Source organism: Streptomyces sp. NPDC019937 (genome assembly GCF_040631655.1).
Taxonomy (GTDB): Bacteria; Actinomycetota; Actinomycetes; order Streptomycetales; family Streptomycetaceae; genus Streptomyces.
The window spans coordinates 20,380-37,674 of sequence record NZ_JBEYAL010000020.1; the positions used below are offsets into that span (position 1 = coordinate 20,380).

Here is a 17,295-nt window from a genome sequence, read left to right on the forward strand (position 1 = left end):
CAGTCTACGAGTGACCCCCGACAGGCCCCGGAAGCGCCCATGCCGTCCCGGGAGCGGGCCCCGGAACGGCCCCTCAGGACGCCGCGCCGCCCTTCAGGGCCGCGGACATCATCGACTTGGCGATCGGCCCGGCCAGACCGCCGCCGGAGATGTCCGCGCGGGGCGCGTCGCTGTCCTCGACCACCACCGCGACCGCGACCTTGTGGCCGCTGCCGTCATCCGCGTAACTCACGAACCACGCGAACGGATTACCGCTGTTGTCCTCGCCGTGCTGCGCGGTGCCGGTCTTGCCGCCGACCTCGACCCCGGGGATCTTCGCGTTGGTGCCGGTGCCCTTCTGCACGACGGTCCGCATCGCCGACCGCAGCTCCTTCGCCGTGGACTCCGACATCGCCTGGCTGTAGGTCTCCGGCTCGGTGCGGTCCAGGGTGGTCGCGCTGCCGTCCGTCGTGCGGTCCACCTCGTAGGGCTTCATCAGCTTGCCGTCGTTCGCGATCGCCGAGGAGACCATCGCCATCTGGAGCGGGGTCGCGGTCACGTCGAACTGGCCCATGCCGGTCAGCGCCGTCTGCGCGTCGTCCATCCCGCTCGGGTACACGCTCTTGGCGGCCCGCACCGGGATGTCCAGCTTGGAGTCGTCGAAGCCCAGTTTCTTCGCCTCGGCGTGCAGCTTGGACTGGCCCAGGTCCACGGCCAGCTTCGCGAAGACCGTGTTGCACGAGTACTGCAGGGCCGTGCGGATCGTCGCGTTCTCACAGGGCGCCGACGCGTTCTCGTTCTTCATGTCGGTGACCGTGCCGGGCAGCCGGTACGGGTCCGGGCTCTTGGTCGGCTCGTCCACCGACGAGTACAGCCCGCCCTCCAGGGCCGCCGCGGCGACCACCAGCTTGAACGCCGACCCCGGCGGATACGTCTGGCGCAGCGCCCGGTTCAGCATCGGCTGGTCCTTGTCCTTCGTCAGCTTCAGCCACGCCTTCTGGTCGGAGGTACCGGACCCGGCGAAGGTGCTCGGGTCGTACGAGGGCGTGCTGGCCAGGGCGAGCACCTTGCCGGTCTTCGGGTCGAGCGCCACGGCCGCGCCGGTCTTGTTCCCCAGTCCCTCGAAGGCGGCCTTCTGCACGGCCGGGTCGATCGTCGTCAGCACGTCGCCCGGCTTGGACGGCTCCCGGGTCAGCGCCTCCATGGGGTTCTTCAGCCGGCTGTCGGAGCCGTCGAGCACGGACTGGTTCAGGGCCTCCAGCTGGTTGCTGCCGTACGACTGCGAGGAATAGCCGGTGACCGGGGCGTAGAGCTTCCCGTCGGGGTACGTCCGCTTGTACTTCAGATCGCCGGTGGTGGCGGCCGAGCCGGTGATGGGCTTGCCCCCCGCCATGATGTTGCCCAGCGGGTTGGCGTACTGGCTGATGGTGTTGCGTTCGTTGTGGGAGTTGTCCCGGTAGCTCGCCCCCTCCGCCACCTGGACATAGGTGACCCAGGCGAGCAGGACCAGCACGAGCAGCAGGGAGAAGACGGAGGCGCGCCGCAGCGGTTTGTTCATGGGAGGGAGGGCTCCTTCCGGGACGTACTGGTGGATAACTCCCGGAAGGCAGTCATGGGTTCCCGGCTCACCGTACGGATCGGCTTCCCCGGCGGTCACTGTGGGACATCGCACACCGGCCCTGGGGCGGGCGGAGGGAAGCACGGAGCGCCCCCGCCGGAAGGGGCGGGGGCGCTCGGTACGGGCCGGGGTCAGCCCTGGGGCAGGGACGCCAACTGCGCGGTGATCCGGGCGATGTCGGCTTCGGCGGTCGCCTGCCGGGCGCGGATCTTCTCCACCACGTGGTCGGGGGCCTTGGCCAGGAACCCTTCGTTGGACAGCTTGGCCGTGGTCTGTGCCTTGTCCTTCTCGGCCGCGGCGAGGTCCTTGGCCAGCCGCTTGCGCTCGGCCTCGACGTCGATCGCGCCGGACAGGTCCAGCGCCACCGTCGCGCCCGCCACCGGCAGCGAGGCGGTGGCGGTGAAGCCCTCCCCGGCCGGCTGGAGGCGCAGCAGGGAGCGCATCGCGTCCTCGTGCGCGGCGAGCGAGGTGCCGGACAGCTCGAGCCGGGCCGGGACCTTCTGGCCGGGCTGGAGACCCTGGTCGGCGCGGAACCGGCGGACCTCGGTGACCACCTGCTGCAGGTTCTCGATCTCCCGCTCGGCGGCCTCGTCACGGAAGCCGCTGTCGGTCGGCCAGTCGGCGATGACGACCGACTCCTGGCCGGTGAGCGCGGTCCACAGCTTCTCGGTGACGAACGGGACCACCGGGTGCAGCAGCCGCAGCGTGACGTCGAGGACCTCCCCGAGGACGCGCCGCGAGGCGTCGGCCTCCGGGCCGCCCTTCTGGAAGGTGGTCTTGGACAGCTCGACGTACCAGTCGAAGACCTCGTCCCACGCGAAGTGGAAGAGCGTGTCCGAGAGCTTCGCGAACTGGTAGTCGTCGTAGAACGCGTCGACGTCCGCGACGACCTCGTTCAGCCGGGACAGGATCCAGCGGTCGGTGGCCGACAGCCGCTCGGGGGCGGGCAGTTCGCCCTCGACCGTCGCGCCGTTCATCAGCGCGAAGCGGGTCGCGTTCCAGATCTTGTTGGCGAAGTTACGGGACGCCTGGACCCAGTCCTCGCCGATCGGCACGTCCACCCCGGGGTTGGCGCCGCGGGCGAGGGTGAAGCGGACGGCGTCGGAGCCGTAGGTGTCCATCCAGTCCAGCGGATTGACCGCGTTCCCGAAGGACTTGGACATCTTCTTGCCGAACTGGTCGCGGACCATCCCGTGCAGGGCGATGGTGCGGAACGGCGGGGTGCCGTCCATCGCGTACAAGCCGAACATCATCATCCGGGCGACCCAGAAGAAGAGGATGTCGTAGCCGGTGACCAGCACCGAGTTCGGATAGAACTTCGCCAGGCTGTCGGTCCGCTCGGGCCAGCCGAGCGTGGAGAACGGCCACAGGCCGGAGGAGAACCAGGTGTCCAGGACGTCACTGTCCTGGTGCCACCCCTCGCCGCTCGGCGGCTCCTGATCCGGTCCGACGCAGACGACCTCGCCCTGCGGCCCGTACCAGACCGGGATCCGGTGGCCCCACCACAGCTGGCGCGAGATGCACCAGTCGTGCAGGTTGTCGACCCAGTCGAAGTAGCGCTTCGACATGTCCTCCGGGTGGATGCTGACCCGGCCGTCGCGGACGGCGTCGCCCGCCTCCTTGGCCAGCGGGCCGACCTTGACCCACCACTGCATGGACAGCCGCGGCTCGATCGTGGTCTTGCAGCGCGAGCAGTGGCCCACGGAGTGGGTGTACGGGCGCTTCTCCGCCACGATCCGGCCCTCGGCGCGCAGCGCGCCGACGATGGCGCTGCGGGCCTCCAGCCGGTCCAGGCCCTGGAAGGGGCCGTGCGCGGTGATCACCGCGTGCTCGTCCATGACGCTGAGGTTCGGCAGACCGTGGCGCTGGCCGATCTCGAAGTCGTTCGGGTCGTGGGCCGGGGTGACCTTGACCGCGCCGGTGCCGAACTCCGGGTCGACGTGGGCGTCGGCGACGACCGGGATGCGGCGGCCGGTGAGCGGCAGCTCGATCTCGGTGCCGACCATGTGCCGGTAGCGGTCGTCGTCGGGGTGGACGGCGACCGCGGTGTCGCCCAGCATCGTCTCGGCGCGGGTCGTGGCGACGACGATCGAGGAATCGCCCTCGCCGTACCGGATCGACACCAGTTCGCCGTCGTCGTCCTGGTACTCCACCTCGATGTCGGAGATGGCGGTGAGGCAGCGGGGGCACCAGTTGATGATGCGCTCGGCGCGGTAGATCAGCTCATCGTCGTAGAGCTTCTTGAAGATGGTCTGGACGGACTTGGACAGCCCCTCGTCCATGGTGAACCGCTCGCGGTTCCACGCGACGCCGTCGCCCAGCCGCCGCATCTGGCCGGAAATCTGCCCGCCGGACTCGTTCTTCCACTGCCACACGCGCTCGATGAACGCCTCACGGCCCAGGTCGTGCCGGGAGACGCCCTCCTTGGCCAGCTCGCGCTCGACCACGTTCTGGGTGGCGATACCGGCGTGGTCCATGCCCGGCTGCCACAGCGTCTCGTAGCCCTGCATCCGCTTGCGGCGGGTGAGCGCGTCGATGATCGTGTGCTCGAAGGCGTGGCCCAGGTGGAGCGATCCGGTCACGTTGGGCGGCGGAATGACGATCGTGTACGGCTCCTTGCCGCTCTTGGCGTCCGCCTCGAAGTAACCGCGCTCTACCCAGCGCTCGTACAGCTGCCCCTCTACATCGGCCGGCGCGTACTGGGTCGGCAGTTCAGGGTGGCTGTTCGGCCCGCTGTCGGGGCGCTGCTGAGAGTTCTCGGTCACCCCCGCAGTCTAAAGGGCCGCCGGACTCCGTTACGAACCCGTTGCGGCCCCGCCGCAACGCCGCCGGGACGCGTCGGGAAGGATGTTCGGGACCTGTCATGCGCTTCTAGGAGAGGCACGATGAGCTATCAGAGCCCGCCGCCGCAGCCCGGTCCCTACGGGGCGCAGCCGGGTCCTCACGGCGCCGGCCAGCCACCTGTGCCGAATCCGTATGCCCAGCCCACCGGCTACGGCCATCCGCAGCCGGCCCAGCCCGGGCAGCCCGGGGGTTACGCGGCGCCCCCTCCGTACAGCGGCGGCGGCCCGTACGGCGCCCCGGCGAACCCCTACGGCCGGCAGGCCCCGCGGCCGGGTCAGCCCGGGCAGCCGGGTCAGCCGGGTCAGGGCTTCTACGGCGGTCCGCCCGCGCCGCCCGCCGCGCCCGGTGGCCGCCGCAAGGGCCGGACCGTCGGCCTGGCGGTGGGTGCGCTGGTGGTCGTGGGAGCGCTGACGGCGGGCGGGTTCCTGCTGTTCGGCGGTGACAGCGGTCCGTACAAGCTCACGACCCCGAAGACGGTCGCGGAGGAGTACCAGCGCCAGGGCAGCGGCACGGACGACGGCGATCTGTCGGCGGCGGGCAAGAAGGACCTCCAGCAGGTCCCGGTGGTCAAGGATCCGCACCTGGTGGCGGCCGACTACCAGACCGACGGCAAGAAGATGCTGAAGTTCACCGGCGTCTGGGGCGAGGTGACCGACCCGAAGCGGGGCGCGGACCTCGCCCTGGCGGTCATCGTCAAGGCGCTGCGGGACAACGGGACCGCGCAAGCGAAGGGCACTCCCCAGGAGTTCTCGCCGGACGGCTTCGACGGGGACGTGATGAAGTGCCAGTCCCTGAAGTTCACGTCGGATCAGGGATCCATGGAGGCGCCCGCGTGCGTCTGGGGCGACAAGAGCACCCTGGGCGTCGCGGTGATGGCGGACCCGGCGGGGGCCGTTCTCGGCGGCAGCATGTCGCTGGAGGACGCCGCGGGGCTGACCGCCAAGGTGCGTGAGGACGCACGCGTCGAGATCGACAACTAGCTCCAACAGCACAACCTAACGAGGGAAGAACATGAGTCACAACCAGCCGGGCCCCTACGGCCAGCAGCCCCAGCAGCCGGGTCCGTACGGACAAGGCGGCGCCGCCGGCCAGCCCGGCTACGGCTACCCGCAGCAGCCGCCGCAGCAGCCCGGTCCGTACGGACAGCCCCCGCAGTCCGGCTACGGCCACCCGCAAGCCCCCGGTCAGCCCCCGAACCCGTACGGCCAGCCGCAGCAGCCGTACGGCCAGCAGCCGTATGGCCAGCAGCCCTACGGTCAGCAGCCGTACGGCCAGCCGGGCATGCCGGGGCCGTACCAGCCGGGCCCGGGCCAGGGTGGCGGCAAGAAGAAGGGCCTGGCGATAGCCATCGGCGCGGTGGTCGTGGTGGCCGCGGTGGTCGGCGGCATCGTGGTGTTCAGCGGCGGGGACGGCGGCGGCACGGTCGCCGACGACGGCAAGCGCTACAAGCTCACCACCCCGCAGACCGTGGCCGGTGAGTACACCAAGGACGACTCCTCCAGCGGCGGCGGGATCACCTCGTCGGACGAGGACGACTTCGAGAAGTTCGGCGTCAGCAACCCGAAGACCGAGGGCGCGGACTACAAGTCCGGCGAGGGCATGACCTCGAAGCAGCTGCAGCTCAACGGCGTCTGGGGTGAGGTGAAGGACCCCGAGGCGGTCGTGGACGGTGCCTTCTCGAAGATCGCGGAGGAGTCCGAGAAGGACAAGTCGGCCGGCAGCATGAAGGCCGAACTGGTGGGCAGCCCGGAGAAGGTGTCGCCCAGCGGGCTCGACAACGCCGTGATGAAGTGCCAGAACGCCAAGTTCACCCCGAGCGGGGACTCCGGCTCCAGCGGCCTGCCCACCAAGGGGTTCACCATCCCGATCTGCATGTGGGGCGACCACAGCACGATCGCCTATGTGGTCGTCTCCGACACCGCGGCCGCGCTCTCCGGCAAGAGCACGTCGATCGACCAGGCCGCGGAGATCACCGCGAAGGTCCGCAAGGACGCGCGCGTCGAGATCCCCAAGTAGCGGTTCCGCAGCGCCGGTCCACACGCCGTCCACCGTCCGGAGGGATACCCCCACGCCCATGAGCCACAACCAGCCACCGCCGCCGCCCGGTCCCTACGGCGGCGGCGGGCCCGGCCCGTACGGGGGCGCCCAGCCCAATCCGTACGGCGGGGGGCAGCAGCCGTCCGCGGTGCCCAACCCGTACGCGCAGAACCCGGGTTACGGCTATCCGCAGCCACCCCAGCCGGGGTACGGCTATCCGCAAGCGCCGGGTCCCTATGGCCAGGCCGGGCAGCCGGGCTACCCGGCGCCGCCCGGGCCCCCGCCGGGCCGCAATCGCACCAAGATCATCGCGATGTCGGCGGCGGGGCTCGTGGTGGTGGGGGCGATCGTCACCGGCGCCGTGGTGCTCTCCGGCGGCGACGGCGGCCCCGCGCCGATGCGGCTCGTGACCCCCAAGACGCTCGACGACGGCACGTACACGCTGTCCAAGGGCACCGACGAGCTGAAGGACGAGGGCACCAGCGTGCAGGACAGCATGCCCAAGGGCGCGACCTCCGTCCTCGGGCAGTACCAGCGCGCCGACGACGAGAACTCGGGGCTCGCGTTCTCCGGCATGTACGGGGAGATCAACGACCCCGACCGGGTCCAGGACGGGATGTTCAAGGGCTTCGAGGACGGCGAGGGCACTCCGTCCGTCGAGCAGAAGCGCAAGACGTTCCGGCCGGACGGCGCGGAAGGGCCCGCCATCGACTGCGAAGTCGTGAAGATGTACGACCGGATCTACGCCCCGGCGTGCGCGTGGGCGGAGGAGACGGACGCGGCGATGGTGCTGGACGTCAACGCGGAGAACACCACCGCGTCCGACGTCGACCTGGAAGCCTTCGCGAAGGTGACCGCGGGCATCTACGAGGACACCCGCGAGCCCGCCTAGCCCGCCCGCCCACAGGAGGCCCTACGGCGGCCTGTGACACGAAGAGGGCCCCGGGAGACCGGGGCCCTCTTCGCGTGCGCTCTACGCGGCGCTCACGCGCTCTTCTCGTGCCGTTCACCCGGCTCGGTGCCGCGCGAGCGGGGCACCAGCGTCGGGTTGACGTTCGAGTGGACGACGTCCTCGGTGATGACGACGCGGGCCACGTCCTTGCGGGACGGCACCTCGTACATCGCCGACATCAGGACCTCTTCGATGATGGCGCGCAGGCCGCGCGCGCCGGTGCCGCGCAGGATCGCCTGGTCGGCGATGGCCTCCAGGGCGGGGCGGTCGAAGTCGAGCTCCACGCCGTCGAGTTCGAACAGCCGCTGGTACTGCTTCACCAGCGCGTTCCGCGGCTCGACCAGGATCTGCAGCAGCGCCTCGCGGTCGAGGTTGTGGACGGAGGTGATGACGGGGAGCCGGCCGATGAACTCCGGGATCATCCCGAACTTCACCAGGTCCTCCGGCATGACCTCCTGGAACTGGTCGCTGGCCTCGATCTCGCGCTTGGAGCGGATCGTGGCGCCGAAGCCGATGCCCTTGGCACCGGCCCGCGACTCGATGATCTTCTCCAGACCGGCGAAGGCACCGCCCACGATGAACAGCACATTCGTCGTGTCGATCTGGATGAATTCCTGGTGCGGGTGTTTCCGGCCGCCCTGCGGCGGAACGGAGGCCGTGGTGCCCTCGAGGATCTTCAGCAGCGCCTGCTGCACGCCCTCGCCGGAGACGTCGCGGGTGATCGAGGGGTTCTCGCTCTTGCGGGCCACCTTGTCGATCTCATCGATGTAGATGATGCCCGTCTCGGCCTTCTTGACGTCGTAGTCGGCGGCCTGGATCAGCTTGAGGAGGATGTTCTCCACGTCCTCGCCGACGTAGCCCGCCTCGGTGAGCGCGGTGGCGTCGGCGATGGCGAAGGGAACGTTGAGCATCCGGGCGAGGGTCTGCGCGAGCAGGGTCTTCCCGGAGCCGGTCGGGCCGAGCAGCAGGATGTTGGACTTCGCCAACTCGATGCCGTCGTCCTTGCTGTGGCTGCCGTTCTCTCCGGCCTGGACCCGCTTGTAGTGGTTGTAGACCGCGACGGACAGGGCCTTCTTGGCGGCCTCCTGGCCGACCACATAGCCCTCGAGGAACTCGTAGATCTCCCGCGGCTTGGGGAGTTCCTCCCAGCGCACCTCGGAAGTCTCGGCCAGCTCTTCCTCGATGATCTCGTTGCAGAGATCGATGCACTCATCGCAGATGTACACACCAGGGCCCGCGATGAGCTTCTTCACCTGCTTCTGGCTCTTTCCGCAGAACGAGCACTTGAGCAGGTCGCCGCCGTCACCGATGCGTGCCACGAGGTGCTTCCCCTTCGCCTTGGATCCGCTTTGCTCCGCGGAACCGGGTGCTTGCGCTGCGAGCTTTCCGCTTGATGTTTCCGGGGGCCGGCCCCCAGCCCTCTATGACGGTACCTTGCCGGGCCCCCGGTTCGGGCCCCCCTTGGACCGAACTGGTCCAAGGGGCGCCGGGCCGCCCGGGCTTCAGCCCAGGCCGACCGAGGTCTTACGGGTCGAGACGATCTGGTCGACCAGACCGTACGCCAGCGACTCCTCGGCGGTCAGGATCTTGTCCCGCTCGATGTCGTCGCGGATCTTCTCGATCGGCGTGGTGGAGTGCTTGGCCAGCATCTCCTCCAGCTGCGAGCGCATCCGCAGGATCTCGTTGGCCGCGATCTCCAGGTCGGAGACCTGACCCCGGCCCGTCTCACTGTACGGCTGGTGGATCAGGATACGGGCGTTGGGGAGCGCCATCCGCTTGCCGGGGGTACCGGCGGCGAGCAGCACGGCCGCGGCGGACGCCGCCTGGCCCATGCACACCGTCTGGATGTCGGGCTTGACGAACTGCATCGTGTCGTAAATGGCGGTCAGCGCGGTGAACGAGCCGCCGGGCGAGTTGATGTAGACCGAGATGTCGCGGTCCGGGTCCATCGACTCCAGGCACAGCAGCTGCGCCATGACGTCGTTGGCCGAGGCGTCGTCGATCTGGACGCCCAGGAAGATCACGCGCTCCTCGAAGAGCTTCGCGTACGGGTCGTACTCCCGGACACCCTGGGAGGTGCGCTCGACGAAGCGCGGAACGACATAGCGCGATTCGGCCATCGGGCCGTCGTAGAGGCCGCTGCCGGGAAAGTTGTTCATCTGGGTGTTCACCATCCTGTGGCGATCAAAGGGCTGGAGGTCGGCTACGGGACGGCGGGGCTCAGGCCCCGGTGCCGCCCCCGCCCGGAACGCCCGAGGCCGAGGCCATGACGTCGTCGACCAGGCCGTACTCCTTGGCCTCCTGGGCGGAGAACCAGCGGTCGCGGTCGGAGTCGCGGGTGATCTGCTCGACGGTCTGACCGGTGTGGAACGCGGTCAGCTCGGCCATCCGCTTCTTGGTGTGCAGCAGCCGCTCGGCGTGGATCTTGATGTCCGAGGCGGAACCGGCGAGGCCCGCGGACGGCTGGTGGATCAGGATCTCGGCGTTCGGCAGCGCGAACCGCTTGCCGGGGGTGCCCGCGCTCAGCAGGAACTGTCCCATCGAGGCGGCGAGGCCCATGGCGATGGTGACGACGTCGTTCGGAATGAACTGCATGGTGTCGTAGATCGCCATGCCCGCCGAGATCGAGCCGCCCGGAGAGTTGATGTAGAGGTTGATGTCCTTGTCCGGGTCCGCGGCGAGCAGGAGCAGCTGCGCGGTGATCTTGTTGGCGATTTCGTCGTCGACCGGCTGGCCGAGGAAGATGATCCGCTCACCGAGCAGCCGGTTGTAGACCTGGTCGCCGAGGCCACCGCCGGTCGGCTCGCCGGCGGCGGAAGGCATCGTATTCGTCACGTATCCACCTGCTCGTCTCTGACGGCGACTGGCCGTCTCAGCGTCTTCTTCTGGGCTCGGGACGGGCCGGCCGGTGCGATCCGGCGGGCCTGCGAGACTCCCTGCCCTCGTATCTACGGACCCTAACGCGCTGGTCGGCGGGCGCCATCCCGCATCAGGAACTGTTCGCTCTGAGCGCAGGTTCCGCCGCCCCCGCGGCCTTCGTGCGACGCGTTCGTACAACGCCTTCACGGAAGGGTCCACGGAAAGGATTCACGGAACGGTTCGCGGAACACGAACGGGCCCGGACGCGCGCAGACGTTCGGGCCCGTTCGTACGGGCTGCGGAGCGGCCAGGATCAGCCCTCGGCCTTGTCCTGCGCCTTCTCCTGCTCCGGAGCGGCCTCGGCGGCGGCCTCGGTGACCTCGGCGGTCTCGTCGCCCGCCTCGGCGCCCTCGGCACCGGCCTCGACCGTCTCGGCGGTCTCGTCCTCGTCGTCGAGGTCGACGGTCTCGCCCTTGTCGTCCACGACCTTGGCGGCCTCGACCACGACGGCGAGCGCCTTGCCACGGGCGACCTCACCGACGAGCATCGGCACCTGGCCGCCCTCGACGACCTGCTGGGCGAACTGATCCGGGCTCATGCCGGAGGACTGCGCACGGCGCATCAGGTGCTCGGTGAGCTCCTCCTGGCCGACGGACAGCTTCTCCTTGTTGACCAGCTCGTCGAGGACGAACTGGGTCCGGATGCCCTTCTCCGCCTGCTCCTTGAGCTCGGCGTCGAACTCCTCGGCGGTCTTGCCCTGGATCTCCAGGTAGGACTCCAGGTTCAGACCCATCTGGCCGAGCTGGTGGTGCTCCAGGTTGTGCTTCCGGGTCTGGATCTCGTCCTCGAGCAGCTTCTCGGGGATCGGCACCTCGACCAGCTCCAGGAGGGCGTCGAGCACCTTCTCCTGGGCCTGGGTGGCCTGGTCGTACTTCTTCGACTGCTCAAGGCGCTTGCGGCTGTCCGCGCGCAGCTCCTCGAGGGTGTCGAACTCGCTGGCCAGCTGGGCGAAGTCGTCGTCCAGCTCGGGCAGCTCCCGGGCCTTGACCTCGTTCACCTTGACGGAGACCTCGGCCTCCTTGCCCTGCGCGGAGCCGCCCTTCAGCTCGGAGGTGAAGGTGGCGGTGCCACCGGCCTCCAGGCCGGTCACGGCCTCGTCGATGCCGTCGAGCAGCTCACCGGAGCCGATGGTGTAGGTGACGCCCTCGGCGACACCGTCCTCCAGCACCTCGCCGTCGACCTTGGCCTCCAGGTCGATCACGACGATGTCGCCCTCACCGGCGGCGCGCTCGACGGGGCTGGTGGTGGCGAAGCGGTCGCGCAGCTGCTCGACCGACTTGTCGATGTCCTCGTCCGAGACCTCGACCGAGTCGACGGTGACCTCGATGCCGGAGTAGTCCGGGATCTCGATCGACGGGCGGATGTCCACCTCGGCGGTGAACGCCAGCAGCTCGTTGTCCTTGAGCTCGGTGATGTCGACCTCGGGCTGCCCGAGCGGGTTCAGCTCACCCTCGTTGACCGCGTCGGTGTAGAACTTCGGGAGGGCGTCGTTGACGGCCTCCTCCAGCACCGCGCCGCGGCCGAATCGCTGGTCGATGATGCGGGCCGGGATCTTGCCCTTGCGGAAGCCCGGCACCGTGACCTGCTGGTTGATCTTCTTGTACGCCGCGTCGAGGCTGGGCTTGAGCTCCTCGAAGGGCACCTCGACAGTGAGCCGAACCCGGGTCGGGTTCAGGTTCTCCACGGCGCTCTTCACGGTTCGGTCTCCTTGGGGCTGACGTGTGGTGTTCTGCTGCCTCGCACTGATGCTTCGCAGCGGATCGCGCCCGGTAGAGAAAAGACACAGACGCGCAGCTTGCATAGTAACCGCAAGCATGACGCGGCCCACAACGCGATCTTGACGGCTGTGGATGGTCGGGGTGGCCGGATTCGAACCGACGACCTTCCGCTCCCAAAGCGGACGCGCTACCAAGCTGCGCCACACCCCGTCGGTGCGACACGTAGGGTACATGGCCGCGGACGCCCCGGCTGCCCGTTATTCCGCCGCGGGGCAAGGGTGTGCGGGACAGGGCCCGGACCCGCTACGATGCTTTCCGTGCCGCGGTCACAGGTGATCACACCTGGGCGACGCGCGGCGCGTGCGGGCGTAGCTCAATGGTAGAGCCCCAGTCTTCCAAACTGGCTACGCGGGTTCGATTCCCGTCGCCCGCTCCATACGCACGACGGCCCGGCCCCGGGGATCCCCCGGAGCCGGGCCGTCGGCGTTTCCCGGACGCGACTCAGAGGTTGATGTCGCTGATGGAACTGGCGACCGAGTCGAGGAAGTCCTGGATGTTCGGCGCCAGGTCGGAGGAGGCCAGGAGAAAGCCGAAGAGGGCGGCGACCAGCGCCGGCCCCGGCTTCGTCTTCCCGGCGCGGATCATCAGTACGAGGATGATCCCTACCAGCACCACCAATGACAGGGAAATGACCACAGCTGATCACGCTTCCTCGGTCGCTCATGTCTTCACCCGGCCCCGGAAGCACGCGACCTCGCACACCCCCGCTGCAACCATCGTGCCATCAACTACGGCTCCACAGCAGCAGGGTGAGGTGATCACCTGCGTCGGCACACACCACACCCACCCCGTTGGTACCCCGTCAGAAATCCTTTACACGGGCGGTTACGGGTGACGCTCCCCACAATTTCCGTGGATCAATTTGCGGCCTGATCACATAACCCGGAAGGGAATTCCGATTTCCATGAATCAGACATTCCGCCGGAGCCACCTGAGGGGCATATGCACCATTTAAGGGGGATGAAACCCGACAGAACGGGCGGCCCGGTTCCTCATATCGAACAACCGGATCGCTATGTCGACTTGATAACGGTCGGCTATCGGCCGGAGTGTGAACTGTATTACCGGGGAAGACCTGGACGAGGTTTTACGCAATAGAGGTTTCGGCGCTATCGTGCCTCAGATGTTCCACGCTGCCATCTCTCCCCCACGCGCAGTGCGGTCCCGGGTGCTCTCCCCCAGCTCCTGGTGGGAGGGCCTGTGACCAACTCCCTGCGCCCGCACGGTTCCCAGCGGTCCCCGCTCCCCCCGGCCCGGGAGGCCGAGGCCGGGGCACCCCCCACACCGCAGCGCGAAGAAGCGGGGCGTCAGGCGACTCCGCCCGCCGCCAGTGCCCCTGCCGGGCAGAAGCCGAAGCAGCGGGACGCGTTCTTCGACAACGCGAAGTACCTCGCGATCGTGCTGGTCGCGATGGCCCACTCGTGGGAGCCGCTCACCGACTCCAGCCGCACCGCGGAAGCCCTGTACATGACCGTGTACACCTTCCACATGCCGGCCTTCATCGTGATCTCCGGCTTCTTCTCCCGCAGCTTCGACATGCGGCCCGACCGGCTCCGGCGGCTCATCACCGGCGTCGCGGTGCCGTACGTGCTGTTCGAGGTCGCGTACAGCCTGTTCAAGAAGTGGGCCGACGACGACCCGGGCCACCCGATCAGCCTGCTCGACCCCTGGTACCTGACCTGGTTCCTGGTCGCGCTGTTCGTGTGGCGGCTCACGACGCCCATCTGGAAGCTGGTGCGCTGGCCGGTCCCGCTCTCGCTGGCGATCGCCACCCTGGCGTCCGTCTCGCCCGACATCGGCGACGACCTCGACCTCCAGCGGGTCCTGCAGTTCCTGCCGTTCTTCGTCATCGGCCTGTGCATGAAGCCCGAGCACTTCCAGCTGATGCGGGGCCGCAAGATGCGGATCGCGTCCGTGCCGATCTTCGCCGGCGCGCTGCTGTTCGCCTACTGGGCGGCGCCCCGGATGAACTCGGCCTGGTTCTACCACCGCGACAGCGTCCAGGAGCTCCACGCCCCGGCGTGGACCGGCCCCGTGATGACCCTGGCCATGTTCGGCTGCTCGATGGTCCTCACCGCCTGCTTCTTCGCCTGGGTGCCGCGGCGCCACATGTGGTTCACCGTGCTGGGCGCCGGGACGCTGTACGGCTACCTGCTGCACGGCTTCCTCGCCAAGGGCTCCCGCTTCTGGGGCTGGTTCGACCCCCAGTGGGTGCACAAGCCGCTGGGTGAGATCGCGGTCACCGTCATCGCCGCCGGCGTGGTCACCGCGCTGTGCACCCCGCCGGTGCAGCGCGTCTTCCGCTTCGCGATGGAGCCGAAGATGACGTGGGCCTTCCGCAAGGACCCCGCCGAGCAGGCCCGTCACCGTACGGCCGCCTGACGGCTCACCGAACGCCCCGAGGGGCCGGGACCGGTATCGCACCGGCCCCGGCCCCTTTTCGCTCATCCGCTCCTCCCGGCCGCCTCCCGGCGCAGTGCCGCCCGGGCGGGCAGCAGGGTCGCCGCGAGGCCGAGCGCCACGGCCGCGCCCGCGAACCCGGCGTAGGTCAGCGGCGGGACGTACGGGCTCCCGCCGGTCAGCCCGCGCACCATCGGCACGAGCGTGGCCAGGGCGATCGCCGTGCCCAGCGCGACACCGGCCGTGGCCACCAGCAGCGCCTCCCAGCGCACCATGCCCAGCACCTGCCGCCGGGTCGATCCGATCAGGCGCAGGGTGCCCAGCTCCCGGCGGCGGTCGAGGACCGTCATCACCAGGGTGTTGGCGGCGGCGACCGCGGCGAAGCCGCCGAGCACCGCGGCCATGGTGGTGTTGGACCAGGCGTTCAGCGCGCGGTCCCGGTCCTGGGCGGCCGCGTAGCCGTCCCGGCCGGTGACCCGCTCGCCGAGCCGCTTGCCGAGCGCCGCCGCGACGGCCGTACGGTCCGCGCCCGTGGCGTCCCGTACCAGCACGTCGCCGTCGAAGGCCGAGGTGACATGGGCCGCGAGGGCCGCGCGCGGCAGGGTGAGGCGGGCGACGCCCAGGCCCCGGCCGTAGGTCGCGACCACCTCGGGTGCGGCCCTGGTGCCGTCCGGGAGGCGGAGCCGGAGCCGGTCACCGACGCGGACGTGCGCGGACCGCGCGAGGCCCGCGTCGACCGCCACCCGGCCCGGCCCCAGGTCCGCCAGGCGGCCGGTGCGGACGTCCAGGTCCTGTACGGCCGCCAGCGCGCGGCCGGTGCCGGAGACGCCCTGGGCCGTCGCGCCCTCCAGCGCGGAGCCCGTCGGCACGAGCACCCCGGCGCGCAGCACGCCCACCGCCGCCGCGACGCCCGGTACGCCGGCCGCGCGGCCGGCCGTATCGGCCGGGAGGCCACCGGGCGCGGAGACGACGTGGTCGGCGACGATCCCGGCGCGCCGCTGGCCGGCCATCGCGTGGTCCTCGCTGGTGTGCAGGAACACGAGCGTCGAGGAGAACGCCATGGCCAGCACGATCGGGGTGATCGCCGAGGCCAGCCGCCGGGCGTTGGCCAGGGTGTTGGCCGACGCCAGGACGGCCGGGGCCGCGCCCGCGCGCAGCGGCAGCCCGATCAGCCAGGCGCACAGCCGGGCGACCAGCGGGCCGAGCAGGGCCACGGCCAGCATGAAGAGCATCACGATCCCGAGCGCGGTGTTGGCCGCGTCCTCGCCGGAGGCCGACGCGGCGACCTCGGTGAGCACGATGCCGCCGGCCAGGGCCGCCGTGCCCAGCAGGGTAGGGATCACGCCGGGGCGCAGCCGCTCGACGGCGGCCTCGCCGAGCGCCCGGCCCGGTGTGGTCCGCGCGGGGCGGTGTGCCGGTGGTGAGCGTCACGCCCGTGAAGGGGGCCGCGGCCCAGCCGTGGCCGGTCAGCGCGCCCTCGGAGCCGCCGCCCGTGCGCAGCGGGAAGGTCGTGTCGGGGGCGGCGGCCGCCGCCCCGGGGGTGCGGGCGGCGGTGGTGACGAGCGCGGCGTCGAGGCGGGCCCGGTCGGGGACCGGTGCGGACTCGTCCTCCCGGTCCTCCCCGTGGCCGACGGTGTAGTGCGCGCGCTGGTCGGCGGCGACGACGACCGGGGTGCTCGCGTAGCGCTCGGGCGGCACGGAGGCGCGTACTCCGGTCTCCAGCAGGATGCCGCAGGCGGACACGATCATCGCGGTCATCATCAGGGCGACGAAGGTGCCCGCGAAGGCGGCGGGCTTGAAGCGGACGGAGGCGCGGGCCAGGCCGTTGGTGAGCGCCCTCACCGGACGACGGCGAGGCCGGCGGGGGTGCGGGCGGTGAGCCGGGTCATCCGGTCGGCGATCTCGTGCGCCGGGGCGCGGGTGAGCCGGTCGGCCACGCTTCCGTCCGCGAGGAAGAGCACCCGGTCGGCGTAGCTCGCGGCCACCGGGTCGTGCGTGACCATCACCACGGTCGCGCCGAGCGCGTCCACCGCGTGCCGCAGCAGCCCGAGCACCTCGGCGGCGGTGACGGTGTCCAGGGCGCCGGTGGGTTCGTCGGCGAAGACGACGTCGGGGCGGGTGATGAGCGCGCGGGCGATGGCCACGCGCTGCTGCTGGCCGCCGGACAGCTGTCCCGGGCGGCGCCGGGCGTGCTCGTGCAGCCCGACCCGGGCCAGCACCTCGTGGGCCCGGTGGCGGTCGGGGCGGGCGCCGGCGAGCCGCATCGGGAGCAGCACGTTCTGCTCGACGGTGAGGGAGGGCAGCAGGTTGAACGCCTGGAAGACGAAGCCGAGACGGCTGCGGCGCAGCGTGGTGAGCTTGTTCTCGCTCATCCCGGTGATCTCGGTGCCGCCGAGCGTCACGGACCCGGCGGTCGGCCGGTCCAGTCCGGCGGCGCACTGCAGGAACGTCGACTTGCCGGAGCCGGAGGGGCCCATGACGGCGGTGAAGCTGCCGTGCGGGAGGGCGAGGTCGATGCCGCGGAGCGCGTGGACGGCGTTGCCGCCGCGGCCGTAGCGGCGCTGGACGCCCCGGAGTTCGATGGCGTGGGGGGGGCGTGCGGTGCCGGGGGCGCCGCTGTCGTACGCCGCTTGCGCAGCCGCATGGTGGTGGCCCTTCTCCGGAAGTTCGCCCGATGTCCTACGAGGTCCTATGAACGTAGGGATCGGGGGTGTTCCGGAGCCATGGCGGTCGCCGCCGTGTCCACGGGGGGTTAACCCCCGGTACGA

Annotated in this window: 12 protein-coding genes, 2 tRNA genes and 1 pseudogene; 5 read left to right on the plus strand and 10 right to left on the minus strand. The window is 70.2% G+C overall.

The window, feature by feature from the left end; translation table 11 throughout:
* Nucleotides 1-73 precede the first annotated feature (73 nt).
* Both ABZ562_RS21030 and ABZ562_RS21035 read right to left on the minus strand, forming a co-directional pair.
* A complete protein-coding gene (locus ABZ562_RS21030; protein WP_361481679.1) occupies nt 74-1,537 on the minus strand; it encodes a penicillin-binding protein 2 in 1,464 nt (487 codons plus the stop codon).
* A gap of 191 nt (nt 1,538-1,728) precedes the next feature.
* The gene (locus tag ABZ562_RS21035) at nt 1,729-4,362 is read right to left on the minus strand and encodes a valine--tRNA ligase (protein WP_361481682.1); all 2,634 of its coding nucleotides are present in this window, start codon (nt 4,360-4,362) and stop codon (nt 1,729-1,731) included.
* Nucleotides 4,363-4,482: 120 nt separating this feature from the next.
* Here ABZ562_RS21035 and ABZ562_RS21040 point away from each other — a divergent pair, with 120 nt between their 5' ends.
* The 3 genes from ABZ562_RS21040 to ABZ562_RS21050 are packed head-to-tail and all read left to right on the plus strand — an operon-like array spanning nt 4,483 to nt 7,370.
* Nucleotides 4,483-5,421: a hypothetical protein gene (locus ABZ562_RS21040; RefSeq protein WP_361481685.1), complete on the plus strand. Its 939-nt coding sequence runs from the start codon at nt 4,483-4,485 to the stop codon at nt 5,419-5,421.
* 31 nt (nt 5,422-5,452) lie between these two features.
* Nucleotides 5,453-6,457: a hypothetical protein gene (locus tag ABZ562_RS21045; protein ID WP_361481688.1), complete on the plus strand. Its 1,005-nt coding sequence runs from the start codon at nt 5,453-5,455 to the stop codon at nt 6,455-6,457.
* Nucleotides 6,458-6,515: 58 nt separating this feature from the next.
* On the plus strand, nt 6,516-7,370 hold the full coding sequence (locus tag ABZ562_RS21050; RefSeq protein WP_361481691.1) for a hypothetical protein: 855 nt from the start codon (nt 6,516-6,518) through the stop codon (nt 7,368-7,370).
* Nucleotides 7,371-7,462: 92 nt separating this feature from the next.
* Here the strand turns inward: ABZ562_RS21050 and clpX are convergent, their stop codons facing one another.
* The 5 genes from clpX to ABZ562_RS21075 all read right to left on the minus strand — a co-directional run bounded on the left by clpX (nt 7,463) and on the right by ABZ562_RS21075 (nt 12,277).
* Nucleotides 7,463-8,749, minus strand: coding sequence for an ATP-dependent Clp protease ATP-binding subunit ClpX (gene clpX, locus ABZ562_RS21055; RefSeq protein ID WP_123104843.1), 1,287 nt, complete (start codon nt 8,747-8,749; stop codon nt 7,463-7,465).
* Nucleotides 8,750-8,932: 183 nt separating this feature from the next.
* Nucleotides 8,933-9,589 (minus strand): ATP-dependent Clp protease proteolytic subunit, encoded by a 657-nt coding sequence (locus tag ABZ562_RS21060; RefSeq protein WP_055553128.1) that lies wholly within the window; start codon nt 9,587-9,589, stop codon nt 8,933-8,935.
* Between the two features lie 61 nt (nt 9,590-9,650).
* The gene (locus ABZ562_RS21065) at nt 9,651-10,265 is read right to left on the minus strand and encodes an ATP-dependent Clp protease proteolytic subunit (RefSeq protein WP_361481694.1); all 615 of its coding nucleotides are present in this window, start codon (nt 10,263-10,265) and stop codon (nt 9,651-9,653) included.
* A gap of 337 nt (nt 10,266-10,602) precedes the next feature.
* Nucleotides 10,603-12,045, minus strand: coding sequence for a trigger factor (gene tig / locus ABZ562_RS21070; RefSeq protein WP_361481697.1), 1,443 nt, complete (start codon nt 12,043-12,045; stop codon nt 10,603-10,605).
* Between the two features lie 155 nt (nt 12,046-12,200).
* Nucleotides 12,201-12,277, minus strand: a tRNA-Pro gene (locus ABZ562_RS21075).
* A 152-nt stretch (nt 12,278-12,429) separates the two neighbouring features.
* Here ABZ562_RS21075 and ABZ562_RS21080 point away from each other — a divergent pair.
* Nucleotides 12,430-12,503, plus strand: a tRNA-Gly gene (locus ABZ562_RS21080).
* A 65-nt stretch (nt 12,504-12,568) separates the two neighbouring features.
* Here ABZ562_RS21080 and ABZ562_RS21085 read toward each other — a convergent pair.
* Entirely contained in the window at nt 12,569-12,763 is a 195-nt protein-coding gene (locus tag ABZ562_RS21085) for a hypothetical protein (protein WP_055552862.1), read from the minus strand.
* Between the two features lie 564 nt (nt 12,764-13,327).
* On the opposite strand from ABZ562_RS21085, the gene ABZ562_RS21090 reads away from it, so the two are divergent.
* The gene (locus tag ABZ562_RS21090; protein WP_361481700.1) at nt 13,328-14,509 is read left to right on the plus strand and encodes an acyltransferase family protein; all 1,182 of its coding nucleotides are present in this window, start codon (nt 13,328-13,330) and stop codon (nt 14,507-14,509) included.
* A 62-nt stretch (nt 14,510-14,571) separates the two neighbouring features.
* On the opposite strand, the pseudogene ABZ562_RS21095 reads toward ABZ562_RS21090, so the two are convergent.
* Together ABZ562_RS21095 and ABZ562_RS21100 are read right to left on the minus strand one after the other, a co-directional pair.
* Nucleotides 14,572-16,369: pseudogene (locus ABZ562_RS21095) on the minus strand (FtsX-like permease family protein).
* A complete protein-coding gene (locus ABZ562_RS21100) occupies nt 16,366-17,109 on the minus strand; it encodes an ABC transporter ATP-binding protein (RefSeq protein ID WP_361481894.1) in 744 nt (247 codons plus the stop codon). The pseudogene ABZ562_RS21095 and the gene ABZ562_RS21100 overlap by 4 nt, the downstream one beginning before the upstream one ends.
* Nucleotides 17,110-17,295 lie beyond the last annotated feature (186 nt).